Origin of the sequence: Paenibacillus sp. FSL P2-0173 (assembly GCF_038008045.1) — a bacterium.
Classification (GTDB): Bacteria; Bacillota; Bacilli; order Paenibacillales; family Paenibacillaceae; genus Paenibacillus; species Paenibacillus polymyxa_B.
The window spans coordinates 118878-138286 of the sequence record NZ_JBBOYK010000007.1; the positions used below are offsets into that span (position 1 = coordinate 118878).

At 48.2% G+C, this 19409-nt stretch carries 17 protein-coding genes; 13 read left to right on the forward strand and 4 right to left on the reverse strand.

Annotation, left to right across the window (positions count from 1 at the left end; genetic code table 11):
- Window positions 1-9 precede the first annotated feature (9 nt).
- From deoD to MKX30_RS25645, 9 genes are all read left to right on the forward strand, one after another.
- Entirely contained in the window at window positions 10-717 is a 708-nt protein-coding gene (gene deoD, locus MKX30_RS25605; RefSeq protein ID WP_023990381.1) for a purine-nucleoside phosphorylase, read from the forward strand.
- Between the two features lie 32 nt (window positions 718-749).
- A complete protein-coding gene (locus tag MKX30_RS25610; RefSeq protein ID WP_025722513.1) occupies window positions 750-2051 on the forward strand; it encodes a pyrimidine-nucleoside phosphorylase in 1302 nt (433 codons plus the stop codon).
- A gap of 134 nt (window positions 2052-2185) precedes the next feature.
- Window positions 2186-3235 carry a leucine-rich repeat domain-containing protein gene (locus tag MKX30_RS25615; protein WP_076264974.1) on the forward strand — a complete coding sequence of 350 codons (1050 nt, stop codon included), beginning with the start codon at window positions 2186-2188 and terminating at the stop codon, window positions 3233-3235.
- A 120-nt stretch (window positions 3236-3355) separates the two neighbouring features.
- Window positions 3356-3544, forward strand: coding sequence for a hypothetical protein (locus MKX30_RS25620; protein WP_254349014.1), 189 nt, complete (start codon window positions 3356-3358; stop codon window positions 3542-3544).
- A gap of 116 nt (window positions 3545-3660) precedes the next feature.
- On the forward strand, window positions 3661-4344 hold the full coding sequence (locus MKX30_RS25625; protein ID WP_025722514.1) for a hypothetical protein: 684 nt from the start codon (window positions 3661-3663) through the stop codon (window positions 4342-4344).
- 355 nt (window positions 4345-4699) lie between these two features.
- The gene (locus MKX30_RS25630; protein WP_279835115.1) at window positions 4700-5764 is read left to right on the forward strand and encodes a sulfate ABC transporter substrate-binding protein; all 1065 of its coding nucleotides are present in this window, start codon (window positions 4700-4702) and stop codon (window positions 5762-5764) included.
- Window positions 5765-5842: 78 nt separating this feature from the next.
- Window positions 5843-6676: a sulfate ABC transporter permease subunit CysT gene (gene cysT / locus MKX30_RS25635; protein WP_071558217.1), complete on the forward strand. Its 834-nt coding sequence runs from the start codon at window positions 5843-5845 to the stop codon at window positions 6674-6676.
- 92 nt (window positions 6677-6768) lie between these two features.
- Window positions 6769-7644, forward strand: a complete 876-nt coding sequence (gene cysW / locus MKX30_RS25640) for a sulfate ABC transporter permease subunit CysW (protein WP_013312030.1) — start codon at window positions 6769-6771, stop codon at window positions 7642-7644.
- 162 nt (window positions 7645-7806) lie between these two features.
- The gene (locus tag MKX30_RS25645) at window positions 7807-8937 is read left to right on the forward strand and encodes an aminotransferase class V-fold PLP-dependent enzyme (protein WP_341063838.1); all 1131 of its coding nucleotides are present in this window, start codon (window positions 7807-7809) and stop codon (window positions 8935-8937) included.
- 85 nt (window positions 8938-9022) lie between these two features.
- On the opposite strand, the gene phnE (MKX30_RS25650) is transcribed toward MKX30_RS25645, so the two are convergent.
- The 4 genes from phnE (MKX30_RS25650) to MKX30_RS25665 form a co-directional block, all read right to left on the reverse strand.
- The gene (gene phnE / locus MKX30_RS25650) at window positions 9023-9820 is read right to left on the reverse strand and encodes a phosphonate ABC transporter, permease protein PhnE (RefSeq protein ID WP_013312028.1); all 798 of its coding nucleotides are present in this window, start codon (window positions 9818-9820) and stop codon (window positions 9023-9025) included.
- A complete protein-coding gene (gene phnE, locus MKX30_RS25655) occupies window positions 9817-10671 on the reverse strand; it encodes a phosphonate ABC transporter, permease protein PhnE (RefSeq protein ID WP_028541790.1) in 855 nt (284 codons plus the stop codon). The genes phnE (MKX30_RS25650) and phnE (MKX30_RS25655) overlap by 4 nt, the downstream gene beginning before the upstream one ends.
- Entirely contained in the window at window positions 10668-11438 is a 771-nt protein-coding gene (gene phnC / locus MKX30_RS25660; RefSeq protein ID WP_341063867.1) for a phosphonate ABC transporter ATP-binding protein, read from the reverse strand. Before phnC ends, phnE (MKX30_RS25655) begins: the two co-directional genes overlap by 4 nt.
- Before the next feature lie 133 nt (window positions 11439-11571).
- On the reverse strand, window positions 11572-12540 hold the full coding sequence (locus MKX30_RS25665; protein ID WP_025722520.1) for a phosphate/phosphite/phosphonate ABC transporter substrate-binding protein: 969 nt from the start codon (window positions 12538-12540) through the stop codon (window positions 11572-11574).
- A gap of 252 nt (window positions 12541-12792) precedes the next feature.
- Between MKX30_RS25665 and MKX30_RS25670 the strand changes: the two genes are divergently transcribed.
- The 4 genes from MKX30_RS25670 (at window position 12793) to MKX30_RS25685 (ending at window position 19298) form a co-directional block, all read left to right on the forward strand.
- On the forward strand, window positions 12793-14703 hold the full coding sequence (locus MKX30_RS25670) for a bifunctional 2',3'-cyclic-nucleotide 2'-phosphodiesterase/3'-nucleotidase (protein ID WP_341063839.1): 1911 nt from the start codon (window positions 12793-12795) through the stop codon (window positions 14701-14703).
- A gap of 246 nt (window positions 14704-14949) precedes the next feature.
- A complete protein-coding gene (locus MKX30_RS25675; RefSeq protein ID WP_023990369.1) occupies window positions 14950-16356 on the forward strand; it encodes a hypothetical protein in 1407 nt (468 codons plus the stop codon).
- 197 nt (window positions 16357-16553) lie between these two features.
- A complete protein-coding gene (gene thiD, locus MKX30_RS25680) occupies window positions 16554-17363 on the forward strand; it encodes a bifunctional hydroxymethylpyrimidine kinase/phosphomethylpyrimidine kinase (protein ID WP_013312022.1) in 810 nt (269 codons plus the stop codon).
- A gap of 237 nt (window positions 17364-17600) precedes the next feature.
- Window positions 17601-19298: a M3 family oligoendopeptidase gene (locus MKX30_RS25685; RefSeq protein ID WP_053326125.1), complete on the forward strand. Its 1698-nt coding sequence runs from the start codon at window positions 17601-17603 to the stop codon at window positions 19296-19298.
- Window positions 19299-19409: the final 111 nt, after the last annotated feature.

The following is a 19409-nucleotide window of genomic DNA, read 5'->3' on the forward strand; positions in this document are numbered from 1 at the left end:
TAAAAAAACATGAGTGTACACATTGGAGCCAAACCCGGAGAAATTGCAGAAACGATTTTGCTGCCAGGAGACCCGTTACGGGCTAAGTTTATTGCTGAAACGTATCTGGAGGACGTGACCTGCTACAACGAGGTACGCGGAATGCTCGGATTCACGGGTACGTACCAAGGCAAACGCCTATCTGTACAGGGAACTGGGATGGGGCTGCCTTCCATCAGTATTTATGTCAACGAACTGATTAGCGAATATGGTGTGAAAAACCTGTTCCGCGTGGGTACATGCGGCGGAATGAAGGAGCATGTGCACGTTCGTGACGTCATTTTGGCACAGGCATCCTGTACGGATTCCGGCATGAACCGCCATATCTTTGGCGGCTACGATTACTCGCCGATTGCCAGCTTCAATCTATTGAAGGGCGCTTATGATCGCGGTGTTGCCAAAGGCTTGAACATGCATGTCGGCAATGTATTCAGCTCAGACAGCTTCTACCGTGATGACAAATCAGTGGTACAAAAGCTGATGGAATACGGCGTGCTGGGTGTAGAGATGGAAACTTCGGCTTTGTACACGCTGGCAGCCAAGTTTGGCGTAAACGCACTGACGATTCTGACGGTAAGCGATCATTTGCTGACGGGGGAAGAAACGACCGCAGAAGAACGGCAAACAACTTTTAAAGAAATGATGGAAGTTGCACTGGATACAGCAGTATCTCTGTAAACGATCATACGCACAGTGAGGAGAAATGACATATGAGAATGGTAGACTTGATTGAGAAAAAACGTGACGGAAAAGAACTGAGTACAGAGGAAATTAATTTTATTATCCAAGGCTACACTCAGGGTGAAATTCCTGATTATCAAGTCAGTGCATTGGCGATGTCCATTTTCTTCAAAGATATGACTGAACGCGAACGCGCTGATCTGACAATGGCGATGGTTCATTCGGGTGATACCATTGATCTGTCCGCGATTGAAGGTGTAAAGGTCGATAAGCATTCCACTGGCGGTGTGGGTGATACGACAACGCTGGTACTGGCTCCGCTCGTAGCGGCCTTGGACATTCCGGTAGCCAAAATGTCAGGCCGCGGCCTCGGACATACCGGAGGAACGATCGACAAGCTGGAAGCTATTGCAGGCTTCCACGTCGAAATCAGCAAGGACGAATTTGTGGATTTGGTGAATCGCAGCAAAATTGCGGTCATCGGGCAAAGCGGCAACCTGACACCTGCGGACAAAAAGCTGTATGCCTTGCGTGACGTTACAGCGACGGTCAACTCGATTCCGCTGATTGCCAGCTCGATTATGAGTAAGAAAATCGCTGCTGGCTCCGATGCCATCGTGCTTGATGTAAAAACAGGTGCAGGCGCATTTATGAAAACCGTAGATGATGCCAAAGCACTGGCACATGCCATGGTGAGCATCGGTAACAATGTGGGTCGAAAAACGATGGCAGTCATTTCCGATATGAGTCAACCGCTGGGTCTGGCCATCGGTAACTCGCTGGAAGTGAAAGAAGCGATTGATACGCTGCGTGGCGAAGGACCAAAAGATCTGGAAGAGCTGTGTATGGCTTTGGGCAGTCAGATGGTGTTTTTGGCAGGGAAAGCAGAATCCCTCGAAAACGCCGAAGAGAAGCTCAAAGAAGTCATTCGCAATGGCAAAGCACTGGAGAAATTCAAAGAGTTTATTGCAAATCAGGGCGGTGACGCTTCTGTAGTGGATCATCCTGAACGCTTGCCGCAAGCGCAATATCTTATTGAGGTGCCTGCGAAGCAGGACGGTGTGGTAGCTGAAATCGTGGCTGACGAAATCGGTACCGCAGCGATGTTGCTTGGAGCAGGACGTGCGACCAAAGAATCCGAGATTGATCTGGCTGTCGGCTTGATGCTGAACAAAAAGGTCGGGGATGCTGTTCAAAAAGGCGATTCACTGGTTACTATCCATGCGAACCGTGAAGATGTAGCCCAAGTGCTGGAGAAAATCTACGCCAACATCCGTATTGCGGATCACGCGGAAGCGCCAGTACTAATCTACGGAACAGTGACAGAGTAAGCGATAAGCCATATTTATAAAGTCGTGTTGAGTGTCTTTGATCAAGTTTGAAAAATATGACAGCCGGACTCATAATAGATATGAGTTCGGCTTTTTTTATTGTAAGGCCGAGGGTTGCACAGAGGGGGAGAGACATGTTCAGATTATACAGCGATGTCCGGGGAGCAGCCTATGAAAGACTGATTGATTATGCTATGGAACGGGCAGACACGTTTATGCTGGGCATACATAAATGGGCGACAGAGGATGAGAATGGAGTGATCGACCAGGATGTCCTGTTCAAGGAATTGTTACAGCAATTGAATCCTTTTATGCTGTCCACACACTCCTATGAGGAAATTAGGGGCATCCATTCCATTGCCTACACACAAGGAACATTTTACCGATACCAGTGTGCGCCCGAGGCAGGGGGATTATTAAAGCAGGCGGCGTCTAGTTTGTTTTCCTGGGTACATCCCCAATTACCTGAGGATTTGTGCTTCCAGAATGCGGAGGGAAGGGATTGGATCATTAACATAGCTCACGAACGAATAGGTGGACTAAACATGGCTACAGAAGAAGCGGATGAATTGGAGAAGCTTATCCCCGGTGTGTTTATTCACAAACCTGAATATCATCAGAATATAGATATTTTTCTGGACGATGCTATTCGGCATCAACCGGATCGAGTAGAGCTTATGCGGTTTGGCTTGAGGGAGATACCGGAACGGATTAGAGAATTGTATTCCCTGAAGCATCTGACTATTTTCGAGCAGGATATACGAACACTACCGCACGCTTTGTTCGAATTGGAATCGTTGGAGTCACTGACGATACAAGTAGCGGATTTGGAAGAGCTACCCGCTGACATTGCCAAGCTGACCCATCTCAAAAACCTGAGGATCAGCTGTGGATGCTATGATCGTCCGGCCCCAGATTTCAAAGTGATTCCCAAGGCGGAGCTGGCATTTCGGCATTTGCCTCCTGAAATCGGAGAGCTGCAACAACTGGAGTATCTGGATGTCCAGTATAGCGGAATCCGTACGTTGCCTCCTGAATTACAAAACCTGAAAAATCTGCGTTCCTTGGACATTGTGAATGGATTCATCGAATCGGCACCCGATTTTATATACAAAATGACCTGGCTGGATCGCTTCCTTATAGAAGATAAGCCGTTCCATCTGTGCAATCACGGTGACGACTGAAGGAAAGATAAGAAGAGGAGGAAATCAAATGGTGGAGAGGGGCGCAAGCTGTACATCAGTATCAAGAATACAGGTAAGCAACCCATACAATACAAGCTCAATAGTGCGAATGGATTAGACTTGCAAGGGTCAACGAGCGGGTTTTCCAGCCGAACGTTGCAGCCGGGAGAACGCCACGATCTGGTGTTTGTAAAGCCAGAGGGACAGGATGAAGCTGCAAATGACTCCTTGAAAGAGATGATTTTGAAAGTAAGTACGGACGATGGATCGCAAGGAAACGTTAAAACCTTCGCATATATTACACTGTAAGCTCCTTCCAGAAAGGGCACGACATGCGGTCATTAGTCTACTTATGTTACAATAGAACGGTTGAAGACTTAATGAACAGAATAGGTCAGAGCAGAAAGCAGAAAGGATGACCCGTTGTGCCCAAAAACCATGAATTCGGTAATCAAAAGATGTCACGGAGGCTGTCACTCACAGCCATTTTACTTACACTTACCTTTGTAGCACTTACTGGCTGTGGTCAGGATAAGAATGCTGAAACCATTGATACTGGAAGCAGTACAAGCGTAATCGAGAACGGAGCCGGTGGTAATCGTAGCGGTTCAGCCCAAAGTGACAAAGCAGCGAAAGAGAGCGAGAGTGCAGAAAACAGCGGTACTGATGCACAAAAATCAACTCCTTCAGCTCCATCTGCTTCATCGGATACATCTTCTTCTCCGGCAACCTCCAATCCATCGCAAAATCCATTTGAGGTAGCAGGTATTCAAGATCCTAAAGCGTTTTTGAACACGTTCAAAGCGCTGCAGAAGGCAGTTGCCGACAATGACAAGGAAAAAGTGGCCAATTATATTTTGTACCCTCTGCGTGTTAATGATAGTGAAAAGTCGCTAACGATTCCGAATAAGAAAGATTTTATGGCCAAGTATGATCAGATTTTTACGGACGCAATTCGCGAGGCGCTGGTGAATCAAAAGACAGATGATTTGTTTGTTAATTATCAGGGAGTCATGGTGGGATCGGGTGAACTGTGGTTGAGAAGAGCTACGGACAATCCGAAGCTTTTTGGAGTCTTTTCGATTAATCTTGAAACGGTTGCCAACTAAGTCGTACTTCGTGTGTAAATGACCTCTAAACGGTCGGAAACATATATAATGTTTCTGACTGCCCCCCCCCTAAAGAAAGAAAAGTCCAGATGATACATACCAAAAAAAGGTTTGACATCACTCCTAAACTCTCGTATTATATCCATATAACTCATTAAACAGGTAGGAATTAAAGAATTAATGTATGATCTCGCCATTTTGGCGGAGAACCTCTAGGAACAGCAGGCAGACACTGTCCACGTGACAGGTTTGACCTATCAGGGCTGCATCAGGGAATTCTCCGCTCTTTTTTTGATTATGTCTGTCAATAACAGGCGTAAATGAATACAAATTACATAGAATTCGGGGTGTCTTGATGAAGAGGCAATGGAAAAGTGGACTTATTCTCGGACTATCTTTGGTTTTAACGATTATGCTAAGCGCTTGCGGGGCAAGCAAGGGAGGGACGCAGGCGGATGGTAGCTCTGCTGCCGGTTCCAAGGACGTGGAGTTACTCAATGTTTCTTATGATCCGACCCGTGAGCTGTATGAGGCATATAATAAAGCATTTGCCGCCCATTGGGAGAAGGAGAAAGGGCAGAAGGTTACGATCAAGCAATCTCACGGAGGATCTGGCAAGCAAAGTCGTTCTGTGCAGGACGGACTGGACGCGGACGTGGTAACTCTGGCCCTGGGCTATGATATTGATGCGCTACAGGAAAAAGGACTCGTTAAAGAGGGGTGGCAAAGTAAATATGAGCATAACAGCGCCCCGTACACTTCAACCATCGTGTTACTGGTACGCAAAGGGAACCCGAAAGGGATTAAGGACTGGGACGATTTAATCCGTGGCGATGTGCAAGTTATTACACCGAATCCTAAAACTTCGGGTGGAGCACGTTGGAACTATCTTGCAGCCTGGGCCTATGCGCTCAAGAAGAACGATAACGATGAAGCCAAGGCCCAGCAGTTTGTACAGGAGCTGTATAAGCATGTGCCGGTACTGGATAGCGGAGCACGTGGAGCGACAACGACTTTCGTAGAGCGTGGAATTGGCGATGTACTGATCGCTTGGGAAAATGAAGCACTGCTCTCGGTGAAGGAGCTGGGTGCGGACAAATTCGATATCGTGTATCCGTCGATCAGTATTTTGGCGGAACCACCGGTAGCGGTAGTTGATAAGGTGGTAGATAAAAAAGGTACACGCGAGGTGGCGGACGCATACCTGAAATATTTGTACAGTGAAGAAGGGCAGACCATTGCTGCCGAAAATTATTATCGCCCAACACTGGAGAGCGTGACGGCAAAGTTCAAGGATCAATTTCCTAAATTGGAGCTCGTGACCTTGAAGGATGTATTCGGGACATGGAAGGAGACGCAGCAGAAGCATTTCAGCGACAAGGGCATTTTTGACCAGATTTATGTACCCGGCAGTTCATAAAATAGGTGGACTGTGTAGGGATTGGGTCGGTAGCCGCGAGTGTCATAGTGAATGGATTCAGAGAGGGATGGACAGAACATGAATCAAGTGCAAGCCACTCGAAAACGCGTACTTCCCGGGTTCGGGTTAACAATGGGTTATAGTGTGCTGTATCTCAGTCTGGTGGTGCTGGTGCCTTTATCGGCACTGCTTCTGAATTCAACTGGACTGACGTGGGAGAAATTTTGGGACGTGGCGACTGATGTTAGGGTGCTGGCTTCCTACAAGGTAAGCTTTTTGTGTGCTGCGGCTGCGGCGCTGATCGACCTGTTTCTCGGTTTATTGATAGCTTGGGTGCTGGTGCGTTATGAGTTTCCGGGAAAACGACTTTTTGATGCGGTGATTGATCTGCCCTTTGCTTTGCCTACTGCGGTAGCAGGGGTTGCTTTGACTGCTCTGTATGCACAGAACGGCTGGATCGGTTCATTGTTTGAACCGCTTGGATGGAGGATGGCGTACTCACAGACGGGGATTACGCTAGCATTGATGTTTATTGGCATTCCGTTCGTTGTACGGACAGTGCAGCCGGTGCTGGAGGAGCTGGACAAGGATGAGGAGGAGGTCGCTGCTACGCTGGGAGCTGGCAGATGGCGTATCTTCTGCAGCGTTATTGTACCGGAGCTGGTGCCACCGCTGCTGACGGGTTTTGCGCTCGCCTTTGCCCGTGGCATTGGCGAGTATGGTTCTGTCGTCTTCATCTCTGGCAATATGCCGATGAAGACGGAAATTGCTCCACTGCTCATAATGTCCAAGCTGGAGCAAAATGACTATGCAGGAGCTACGGCGGTAGCGCTGATGCTGTTGGTGATTTCATTCGTGCTGTTACTCGTGATTAACAGCATTCAGCGCTGGTCACGGCGCCGTGCAGTTTAACGTAACTGCCTAAACGCAACTGTCTAATGTGACTATCTAATGTTAACATGCAGGGCTGCGCATGATATCCACGTTCTAAGGAGGGATAGATTATGTCACAAGCGATAACTGGGCAGGAGCTTGCTTCTGCACCAGTGCCTTCATCTGCACCGCCCAACAGGGTCACGACCGAGGCCGCTTGGGTGAAGTGGACGCTGATTGGTGCTGCTTTTTTAGCTTTGCTCTGGGTGCTGGTATTGCCGCTAATCGTCGTGCTTACCGAAGCACTCAAGCAAGGATGGGGCGTATACGTCGAAGCGTTACGGGACCCGGATGCCATGTCCGCATTGCGGTTGACGCTGCTGGTGGCAGCGATAACGGTACCGCTGAATACGGTATTTGGTGTAGCTGCCGCTTGGCTGATCACGAAATTTCAATTTCGCGGCAAAGGCTTGCTGGTCACCTTAATTGATTTACCCTTTGCCATCTCTCCTGTCGTCGGAGGGCTGATGTATGTATTAGTGTTCGGCGCACAGGGCTGGCTTGGACCGTGGTTGGACGAGCATGATATTAAAATTATATTTGCTTTGCCTGGTATTATTTTAGCGACGCTGTTCATCACCTTTCCATTTGTGGCGCGAGAACTCATTCCAATGATGGAAGATCAGGGACAGCAGGAGGAAGAAGCGGCTGTCATGCTGGGCGCGCGCGGTTGGCGCATTTTCTGGAAAGTGACGCTGCCGAACATCAAGTGGGGTTTGTTGTATGGCATCATTTTGTGTAATGCGCGAGCCATGGGTGAGTTCGGTGCAGTGTCCGTCGTTTCTGGACATATCCGTGGAGAGACGAATACACTGCCGCTGCATGTAGAAATTTTGTATAACGAATATCAGTTCTCGGCATCTTTTGCGGTGGCCTCGTTGTTATTGTTACTTGCTCTGGCAACCTTGGTACTTAAAAGCTGGTTTGGACGCAAACGCGTGCATTAATTTATGATTTTGTATATGATCCCTCAGGGCCTCTCTTTGCGTCTATCGTCTGTTAACGGCGAGAAGATGGGAAGAGAGGCCCTTGTTCTAAGGTGGCTTATATGGATAATAAAATGATCATATCAAGGCACGTTGGTGTGCCCAGGAGGAGCGAAGGGAAAAATGAAACATCCGTTTCAGTCCTACCGTCAGCTATTTCCAGTGCTATCCTCACATATCCATGTAGGAAGCTGTTCCCAGGGGGCCGTATCGAGGCCGGTTTCCGCTGCCATTGAGGAATATCATCGAAGTTTGCTGCAACATGGTCATAACGGCGATCTGTCTATGGCACGTTTGGATGAGGCCAGAGGGCATTTTGCCAAGCTCATCGGGGCGGAGCCTGACGAAATTGCGGTCCTGTCCTCAGCCTCTGAGGCGATTGCTGGGGTGGCTACAGCCCTTCCTTATGTACCAGGAAAAGAAGGCATTGTGTATACGGACACCGACTTTCCGACGGTGGGACACATCTGGCAGGCACAGGAGATGTTCCATGATCACATCTGCTGTATCCCCTCCATCGAGGGAGAAGTGATGATAGAGCAGTATGAGGAGTATGTTACGGAGCAAACTGCGCTCGTTATGGTGTCACAAGTGAACTATACCAACGGATTTCAGCAGGATTTAAAATCCATTGCAGATATAGCACACCGAAATCAGGCGTTGCTGTTTGTGGATGCTTATCAGTCTGCAGGGATCGTTCCAGTGGATGTTAAGGCAATGGGCGTAGATATTTTGGTCGCGGGAGCACGCAAATATATGCTGGGAATTCCGGGCGTGGCTTTTCTTTATGTAAGCAAGGATCGAATAGACCGCTTCAAGCCCCGTCTTACAGGCTGGCTTGGGCAGGAGCTCGCTTCCCGGTTTGATATTGCTCACCCGGTTCCGGCGGCGGGAGCCCGACGCTTTGAGACGGGATTGCCTTCTTTTATTAGCATTTTTGCCGCCAATGCGGCTTTAAAGCTGCTGCTAGAGATCGGAGTCACTAATATTCAGGCCTATATGAGTGAGTTGTTGGATTTTTCCGTTGAATATGGACGGCGCAAAGGGCTACACATACGTGTACCTTACAGGGGAGGCACATTACCAAGCTTGCTCGCTGTTGAAGTAGCCGACGTGTCGGCTGTGGAGAGGAATTTGAGAAGCCAAAATATGATCGTTTCAGCACGAAAGGATGTTATCCGTGTGGCTCCTCATTTTTACAATACGGCTGAGGAAGTCCGACGGGTAATAGATGAATTGGCAGGGAGATGTTGAACGGCAAAAGCCTCTTCCGAGTGAATGGGAGCATAATATGTCCCTTTTTACACAGGAGAGGCTTTTTGGGCGTTTAGAGTTCTAATTATACGATCCGTTTGCGCAGCCAGCCGGAAATCAGATCCGTCAAAATGATCAGAACCACAATGCCGAGCAAAATAACGCCTACACGGTTCCAGTTGCGCATTTGGAGTGCAAATAGTAGCGGAGTACCGATACCACCTGCACCGACCAGACCGAGCGTGGTAGCAGAACGGATATTAATTTCAAAACGGTAAAGCGAATACGAAAGAAACTGTGGAATCACCTGTGGTAGCACGGCGAAGAAGATCACCTGCCAACGATTGGCACCGCACGCGATCAAAGCTTCCTGTGGCCCGTGATCGACACTTTCGATCGTTTCCGAGAAAAGCTTCGCCAGCATGCCGATGGAGTGAATGCCGAGGGCAAGCACACCCGCAAACGAGCCGGGTCCAACGGCTTTGATAAACAAGATGGCGACGATCATTTCGGGAAATACCCGGATGACACTAAGCACAAATTTCCCACTACCCGATAAGGGACGCAGACGGGTCATATTGCTGGACGCCCAAAAGGCGAACGGAAGGCAGACAAATGCGGATACGAAGGTTCCGAGCACTGAAATGACCAGCGTATCCAGCAACCCGCGCAGTAAATCCTCTCCCTCAGGGATGTAGACGAACGACCAGTCGGGATGAAGGAAGCCGTCCAATATAGCGACAGAGACACTTTTGGCTGTTCCCTGTAATCCTTCAAACTGCATCCCGCGAAAAGCCCAAATATAAATGATGATTAGCAGAATAGCTATCGCCCATAGGCGCAGGCGGGAGCCAATAGGTCTGCGAAGCGTAGGATCATTCATAATAATTTCCTCCGTAGCAGGTTACTGCCGTAATCAATCGCAAGGACGATGACGAGGGTCAGTAGAATAATGATGCTTGCCCGATCATATCGGAACAGCCCCAGAGAACGGTCAAGCAGCAGACCGATACCTCCAGCGCCGACCAGGCCCAGAACGGAAGCCGCGCGTACATTAACCTCAAAGGTATACAGCAAGTACGACACAAAATAAGGAAGAGCCTGCGGAACCACACCAAAGGCGATGACCTGAATGCGGCTCGCGCCAACAGCGGTCATGGCTTCCAGCGGCCCGGGATCAATGGCTTCAATCGCCTCAAAGGTCAGCTTGGCTATGATGCCAAAGGAGAAGAAGAGCAGGGCGAGCATCCCCGCAAACGGCCCGATGCCGAACACCGCCACAAAGATCGAGGCAAACAGCAAATCGGGAATCGTCCGTACTAGATTCAGGATCGTGCGCATCGGCAGCGAAATCAGTTTGCGCGGCATCACATTATAGGCACACAGTAACGCGACAGGGATCGCCAATATGGCTCCCAGTGTCGTGCCAACAATGGCGATCTGGATCGTTTCCAGCATCGGTTTCCAGATGGTAGGCAGATAGCTCCAGTCGGGTGGAAACATTTCCCCCAACAATTTGCCCATCTCCGGCAAGCCGACGATCAACTGGTACGGTGTGGCATCCGTATGAATGGAGCAGGCTACCAGCACCACGATAAAAATCATCCAGGTGGCATAACGTTTGTAACGTCCTGGCAACGGTGGCCCTGCGGGCGGCTTACTTGGCTGAGGCGGTCCAGCATGCGGTGACGGTTGCGTCGAAGAGAGCGGCTGGGCAGTAGAGTCGGGCTTCATGATCCCACTCCCAGCAGCTCATCATGCTTGATGGCCCGGCCGTAGATCTCCGCAAAGGCCTCATCCGTAGCCTCCTCCGGTGTGCCGTCAAAGACCACTTCCCCGGCGCGCAATCCGATGATCCGCGTTGCATATTCGCGCGCGAGATTAATGAAATGCAGATTGACGATGGTCGTAATCTGCATTTCACGGTTGATCCGCTGAAGGTCATCCATGACCTGGCGGGTGGTCAGCGGATCCAGCGATGCGACAGGCTCGTCCGCCAGAATGATTTTAGCCTCCTGCGCCAGAGCACGGGCGATGGATACGCGCTGCTGTTGGCCACCGGACAGCTCATCTGCCCGGCTGTAGGCTTTTTCGCGGATGTTCACGCGCTCCAGCGCTGTTAGTGCCAGTTCGATATCTTCCTTCGGAAAGAGGCCGAGAATGGTTCGCAGCGTTGAATGATAGCCGACGCGGCCGGAAAGTACATTGCGGAGCACCGTCGAACGCTTAACCAGATTGAAGCTTTGAAAGATCATGCCGATATCACGGCGAATACGCCGTAGCTCGCTGCTTCCAGCAGACGTGACAGACCTGCCACCCACGACAATGTCGCCGGACGTAATGTCATGCAGTCGGTTAATAGAACGCAGCAGGGTAGACTTACCTGCGCCGGATAAGCCGACAATGACGACCATTTCTCCCTCCTGAATCGTCAAATTAATATTGTTCAACCCTTTGGTGCCATTCGGGTATGTTTTCGATACGTTACGGAATTCGATCATATGCTCCCAACTTTCTCCCCCGATGGGGTGGAATGAAAACAACACCGCCATGAATACATGGACGGTGCTGCCCTGTCATTCGTAAAGCCTGTTTCGTAGCTGTTACTTCATTACAGTATCTTGTTTGCTCCGATTACTTAACCGCTTGACCAACGGCTTCGGCGTATTCACGCACGGAGTCGAAGTTTTTATCGTCGCCCTTTTCATAACCTACATGGGTGTAAATCTCTTTAATGATTTCGCCGCCTGCAGGATCTTTGGCGATGTCAATAAAGGCTTGGCTGATCTTGTCTCTCCACGCTTGATCCATATCAGAACGTACGCTGACGGTGTCATTTGGAATTTTAGCTGTGTAATGAATGACGCGAGTTTTTTCAAATACATCCGGGATTTCCTTCTTCACCGTGTTACGTGCATCCTGGAAAACAGCTACCGCATCAACTTGACCGTTCAGCAACGCCAGAATAGCAGCATCGTGGCCTTTGATTGTCACACCCTGCACATCCGTATCCGGGTCCACGCCAGCTTTTTTCAGCTCTGCTGCAGGGTACACGTAGCCTGCGGAGGAGGTTACATTTTGCCAGCCAACCTTCTTGCCTTTCAGATCAGCTAGACTTTGAATCGGAGAATCCTTTTTCACCACGATCATTGCTTTATAAAAGTTTACTTTTTCAGTCGTGTCCTTGCCTGTAGCATCTTCAATTCCGTAGCGTTGAGCTTGCAACAGCAAGTCGGCTGCTTTACGGTTATCGTGGGCCAGTACATAAGCATTCGGCGGAAGGAATCCTACATCTACCTGTTTGGAAGACATGGCTTCCACAATCGTATTGTAGTCAGGAGATACAGTTACTTTCACCGGGATTCCAAGCTTGTCACCCAGTAGATTTTCGAGCGGTTTGGCTTTGGCTTCGAGCGTATCTGCATTTTGAGAAGGAACGAACTGTACCTTTAACTCCTTAGGAACATAGGCTGTGCTTTCGTTTTTAGAGCCATCTGTACCCGGAGTGGACGCGCTGTTATTATTGCTTGCATTGGAGCCACAAGCGGCTAGACCCGCTGCCAGTGTGAAGGTCATGCACAAGGTCAGTGCTTTTTTGAACAAAATAATTTCCCCCTAAACATAGTGATAACGATAATAAAAAACCTGTAAATGCTGTGACAAACCAAATCTTAACAGCTAGTCCCATAGCTAGGGTAAAAACCACTCCTGACTTTGGTAAAAATGATGTAAAATTTATCGTATGTTTAAAACTATTTTCTGGATTTATGCAAAATACTTATTTTAACATTCTCTTAACAGTGCTCTGTTAGACTTGTTCAAGCTCTATGACCGAAGCTGAGGGAGAGAACAAGATTGGATATTTTGGATATTAACGAAAAGGCAGACCAGGACAATGTAAGCCTTATGAGAGTGAAATTCCGCATTATGGTTACAACCGATTTGCATGTCAGCTTGTGGAATTACGATTATTATACGGATCAGGAGACGCTGCATTACGGTCTGGCGCAAACAGCCAGCTTGATTCAAATAGCCCGGGCGGAGGTACCCAATCACCTGCTGCTGGATAACGGAGATGTGATTCAGGGGAATCCAATGGGAGATTATGCTGTACAGCGAATCCAACAGGACCCAAGCGCGGTGCATCCCGCCTATAAAGCCATGAATCTGCTTGGGTATGAGGCAGGCAATATCGGGAATCATGAATTTAATTACGGACTGGAATACTTGCAGACTTGCCTTCGAGGAGCGCAATTTCCTTATGTGAATGCCAACATTTATATAGCGGGAGAACAAGAACGAAATTACTTTACACCTTATCTATTGCTGGATAAGACGGTAGAGGATGAAGCAGGTGGTAAGCATCTGTTGAAGGTGGGAGTCATCGGCTTTGTCCCTCCGCAAATTATGCAATGGGACAAGGCGTGGCTGGAGGGGAAAATCATCGTCAAAGATATGCTGGAAACGGCAAGACGGTTTATTCCAGAAATGAAGGCGGCGGGAGCCGATCTCATCATTGCTATGCCCCATGCAGGCTTTGAGGATATTCCCGAAACGCTTGATATGGAAAATGCGGTGCTGCATCTTAGCAGGGTGGAAGGGATCGATGCCATTGTGTTTGGTCATGCACATAAAGTATTTCCCGGACCTTCGTTTATGGGGAAAACAGGTGTTGATGTAGAGCGAGGTACCATCCACGATATCCCAGCAGTGGAGTCGGGCTTTTGGGGGGATCATTTGGGTATCATTGATCTGGAGCTGACCTTTAGTGGAGGGAAGTGGCAAGTGGCTGCATCTGCTGCCGAGGTACGCCCAGTGTATGATCCGATACGCAAGGAAGCGCTGGTACAACCGGATACTGCCATTCAGCTGGCGGTAGCAGAAGAGCACGCCGGAACACTGGAGTATATTCGTGCACCTGTAGGTCAGACGACGGTGGCGGTGAACAGCTTTTTTGCTCAGGTGATGGATGATGCTTCGGTTCAGCTCGTGAATGATGCGCAAATGTGGTATGTGAAGCAGCAGATGCAAGGGAGCGAGCACGAAGGATTGCCCGTTCTGTCGGCAGCAGCTCCTTTTAAAACAGGTGGCAGATATGGCCCATCGTACTATACCCATATTCCGGCGGGGACGTTGGCGATCAAGCATATCGCCGATCTGTACAATTTTCCGAATACGTTGCATGTCGTTCGGCTGACCGGAACGGAAATTCGGGAATGGTTGGAGTGGTCTGCTGGACAATTCCGGCAAATTGATCCTTCAGCAGAACAAGAGCAAGAGCTGATTAATTCTGATTTTCCAAGCTTTAATTTCGATATCATCGACGGCATCAGGTATCAGATTGATGTAACACAGCCAGCCAGATATGATGCTGACGGGGGCCTAAAGGACCCAGATGCACACAGAATCATTCAGATGTCTTTTGATGACGAACCGATGGATATGCAGCGAAATTATCTGGTTGTTACGAATAACTATCGCGCGTTTTCCTCTGCGCTGGTCAATCCGGGTGGAGAGCGAATCATACTTGCTTCACCGGATGAGAACCGTCATGTGCTGACCGAATACGTGCGGCATATGAAGACGTTGACGCCAAAAGCTGACGGCCATTGGTCCCTCGTCCCATGGTCAGGGCGTCCGCATGTGACCTTCCTGACCTCACCGCAAGCAACGGATGCCGCTAATGCCTATTCGGAGTTGCTTTATGAAGGGTTAACGGTAGAGGGATACGCTAAGTTTGCCCTCGATTTCGGACGTTCACGGTAAAACTGCTAACTTGTTTTTGTCCTATAAGTCCACAGCATCAAAATAATAGAAAAAGACTGTCCCACAGAGGACGGTCTTTTTTCATAAAACAGTTTTAAAATCGTACAAAATTCGTGATTTTATATGTCCTGAGTCGTATTTAAAGTTATTGACCTCTCGTATAAATAGACATATACTTTGATTAAACAAATTTTGGTTTAAAAGGTAATGAAAAAGTCACCATCATTCGTTTGAGGGGGTGTCCCTTTGGAAAAAAACACCACGATCCGCGCAGAAATAGAAAAGTATATTCAAAGTGAAGGCATTTCAATGCAATGTTTTGCAGATGCTTCCAAGGTAAATCCGGGTACACTTAGCGGTATACTTAACCGGAACCCACCACGGCCGATCTCAGTCAATCAGCTGGATTTGATTACCGAGGCCATGGGATTGGAAGAAGGATCTTTGTTCGAGATGTATGTTGATGAATGTTTTATTCATTCCTTACCACACTGGAGAAGGTTGCGTCCGTTTCTCCTGCGTTGCTCAGAGTTGAACAAGCTGGAGTGTATACGCAGTGTACTTGGCTATTTGATGGACGATTTATCGAACGTTCCTGCTATTTTTGAGACCGCAGAAGCGATGTTTGAGGATGGCAGACATGAAGCTTCCATGCTTCTGTATGATTGTGTCATCGAGAGTGAAAAGTATACCCACTCTGAACGATTGGCGATCAGCTATTTCCGTATATTCCAGATTCAGATTAAGGATAACCAACGGAACTTGAAGGCTGCTGTACAATTCCATTTGTACCGTAGTCGTCTACCGGAAATTTACGCACTGGAAGGCTTACATATGCTATCTCAAGTGTTTGCTTTAAAAATGCAATGGTCCGAGATGGAAATGTATGCGGACGAGCTGAGAGAGCTGGCGCAGGCATTGTATCGCAATCGGAACCGTTTTGGAGATGAGCACCTGGAGCTGCTTAAGCCGCTCGTTTATTACTATGCTCAGGGGCATCTGCTCAAGGCCAGTTGCTATGAGTTTCAGGGTAGATATGAGGAATCCAAGCAATGGATTGAAGGTTATGCAGATTTGAGCTGGTTTGAGGGTTTAGACGAGGAAGGCTGGAAAGTGGTCAACCTACATCGTGTATATGCACAGGGCAACCGACTTTGTATTGAAATTAAAATGGGCAACACTTCTGCAATCTATGATTATATTACTTACCTGCGTGAGCATCCGGATGAGACACTGGAGGGCTTGAACACCTTGCTCGAATCAGCGAACCGGTTTGGTTATTTCGTGGATGCCGAACTGGGACTGTTTAGTCAGCAACTCAAAAGCTTTTGGCAGCTTGCACCGGAACGATGGGACACTCATTATCGCAAGCACTTTAACGCATTTCGCTTTGCATCCTTTTGTAAGGTGTATGCGGAATACTATTTCCGAAAAGGCGATTACCCCGAGGGAGTGGGACAAACACTGCATTGCTTGCAACTGTCTGTCGATAATAGCTATACAGAACATATCATTGGTTGTATGGCTTTATTTGAGCAGCATCGGAATTTTGCTACACTGGAACAGCAGCAGTTGTATCAGAGTCTGTGCTTAGGCGTACGTGCAAATGAAAAGAATCATGCCTATGATCATAGTACCGGTGGGTATTTATAATTCTAAATTTCATTCGAATTCTTCATATAACACGTTATTGCGAGGATGTTCCTGTTTCAAAAGGGGATGTTCTCGTTTTTTAGCTACTGTCGTCGCCTGTGACTTTTAGCATAGAGAGGACCGTTTTGCGCGTTGACAAGTTTCGCGAGCGGGATTAGGATAAATGCAGCACAGAAAGTGAAGGAGAGCATGTACAAATGACGATTCCCAAAACATTAACGATAGCCGGCTCCGACACAAGCGGTGGAGCGGGTATTCAGGCAGACCTGAAAACCTTTCAGGAGCTTGGCGTATATGGCATGACCGTATTGACAACCGTAGTAGCGATGGGTCCTAAAACCTGGGATCATCTTGTATATCCTGTTGCGTTGGATGTGGTAGAAGCGCAGCTGCGTACTGTATTGGAAGGTATCGGTTTTGATGCGATGAAAACAGGTATGCTTGGTTCCGTTGAAATTATCGAGCTGGTAGCCAGCCATTTGAAAAAGCATGATCTGAAGCGGATCGTAATTGACCCGGTCATGGTCTGCAAAGGCACGGATGAAGTGCTCCAGCCGGAAAATACAGAGGCGATGCTGGAATTGTTGATTCCTGGCGCTGACCTGGTAACACCGAACTTGTTCGAGGCTTCGCAACTGGCGAAGAATGGACCGATCACGACACTGGAGCAGATGCAGGAAGCGGCTGCGATTATCCATGAGCGTGGAGCTAAGCATGTACTGATCAAGGACCGTGGCAAAATTCGCGCAGGTAAAGCGATGGATCTGCTATATGACGGAATCACTTTTGACTGGTTTGAAGCCGATGTTGTAAAAACAAACTTTACCCACGGTGCAGGCTGCACCACTTCGGCAGCGGTAACGGCTGGTTTGGCTCAAGGGCTGACTGTACGTGAAGCAGTGGATCAGGCCAAGAGATTCATTACACAGGCCATTGAAGGTAGCTTCAAGCTGAATGAATTCGTCGGTCCGACTTTGCATGCGGCACATCGTTTGCAAAATCAATAAAGCATAAAGGTCTGCGATCTTAGAAAGACTTATAAATCTCCATCAGGCTGAATATATATTAGATTGTTTTAGACCATGACTTTTTTGATATATAGAGTTAGATGAGGCTCAAGAGCCGCAATACATGGTATTGCGGCTCTTGAGGTTGTATTTTTTTGGAATTATAGCTTCCAGTTTGGTCTAAGCGTACTGTATAATAGGCATCAGATTTATTATATTTAAGGAGGAACCAAAGCAATGACATTATTCAGCCAAATGGCTTACAGCCGACCAGAGCAACCTGAAATTGAACAGCGGTTTAAAACGCTGTTGCAGCAGTTTCGTGAAGCGGACAGCGTAGAACGTCAAAATGAAGTGATTCATGCGATTAACAAGCTGCGCAGTAACGTGGAAACGCAATTGCAATTGGTGGAAGTTCGGCACTCCATTAATACGGAGGACGCCTTTTACAAAGCGGAGCAAGAGTACGCTGATGATTTCATGCCGGTTATTCAGGAGTATGTAACCGATTACTACCGGGCATTGGTGGATTCTCCATTCCGAACCGAGTTGGAGAGCCAATGGGGCAGCCAGCTTTTCAGTATTGCCGAGGTAGCACTCAAGTCGTTCCACCCAGATATTATTGAGGATTTACAGCAGGAAAATAAGCTGACCTCGGAATATGCTCAATTGATTGCTTCAGCGAAGATCCCGTTCGAGGGAGAAGAACGCACATTGTCGCAGCTCCTGCCTTTTGAAATGGCTACCAACCGGGAGACGCGCAAACAGGCCTCCGAGGCTAAATATCAATTTATGAGTGAGCATGAGGACGAGCTGGACCGGATTTATGATGAACTGGTGAAGGTGCGCACTCGCATGGCACACAAGCTGGGCTATGACAACTTCGTAGAATTGGGCTATGCTCGCTTGGGACGTACAGATTACAATGCCGAAATGGTAGCCAATTTCCGCGAGCAGGTGCTGAAGCACATCGTTCCTCTGGCAACCAAGCTGAAGGAACGCCAGCGCGAACGGATCGGAGTAGATCAGCTTCGCTATTATGACGAGGGCTTCAACTTCCTGTCAGGCAATCCTACGCCTAAAGGTGACCCGGAGTGGATCATTCGTAATGGAGCACGTATGTATGAGGAACTTTCAGCGGAAACACATGAATTTTTCAGCTTTATGATCGAACGTGGATTGATGGATTTGATCAGCAAAAAGGGCAAGCAAAGTGGAGGCTATTGTACATTTTTGAGTGAATATGGCACGCCGTTTATTTTCTCAAATTTCAATGGTACATCCGGGGATATCGACGTATTGACGCATGAAGCAGGTCATGCCTTCCAGGTCTATGAAAGCCGACATTTTGAAATTCCTGAGTACCATTGGCCAACTATGGAGGCGGCTGAGATCCACTCTATGAGCATGGAGTTTTTCGCATGGCCTTGGATGAATCTGTTCTTCGAGGAAGATACGGACAAATATCACTTTGAACATCTATCCTCATCGTTGCTGTTCGTGCCTTACGGCGTAGCCGTGGACGAATTCCAGCATGCCGTATACGAACATCCAGACTGGACCCCAGCCGAACGTAAAAGCGCATGGCGCTCCATTGAACGTAAGTATAAACCGCATCTGGATTATGAAGGCAACGAGTATCTGGAGCAGGGCGGGTTTTGGCACAAACAGGGTCATATTTTTCAATCCCCGTTCTACTATATTGACTATACACTCGCGCAACTGTGCGCGTTCCAATTCTGGAAACGCATGAGTATCGACCGGACAGCTGCGTGGGAAGATTATTTGAAGCTATGCCGTGCCGGGGGAAGTCGCTCTTTTACCGGATTGGTTGAGTTGGCTGGACTAATCTCGCCGTTCCAAGATGGCTGTATCGCCTCTGTAATCGGAGAAATCGAAGCATGGCTGAACAGTGTGGATGATAAAAAGCTGTAAGCATAATTAAAAAGGGCATTTCGCTTACCTGTCAAAGCTGAAAAGCTTGCAGATGAGATCCTTTTTAGAATGAAAATAGAACAGTTGCACGAAAAAAGCCGGGAACCTCTA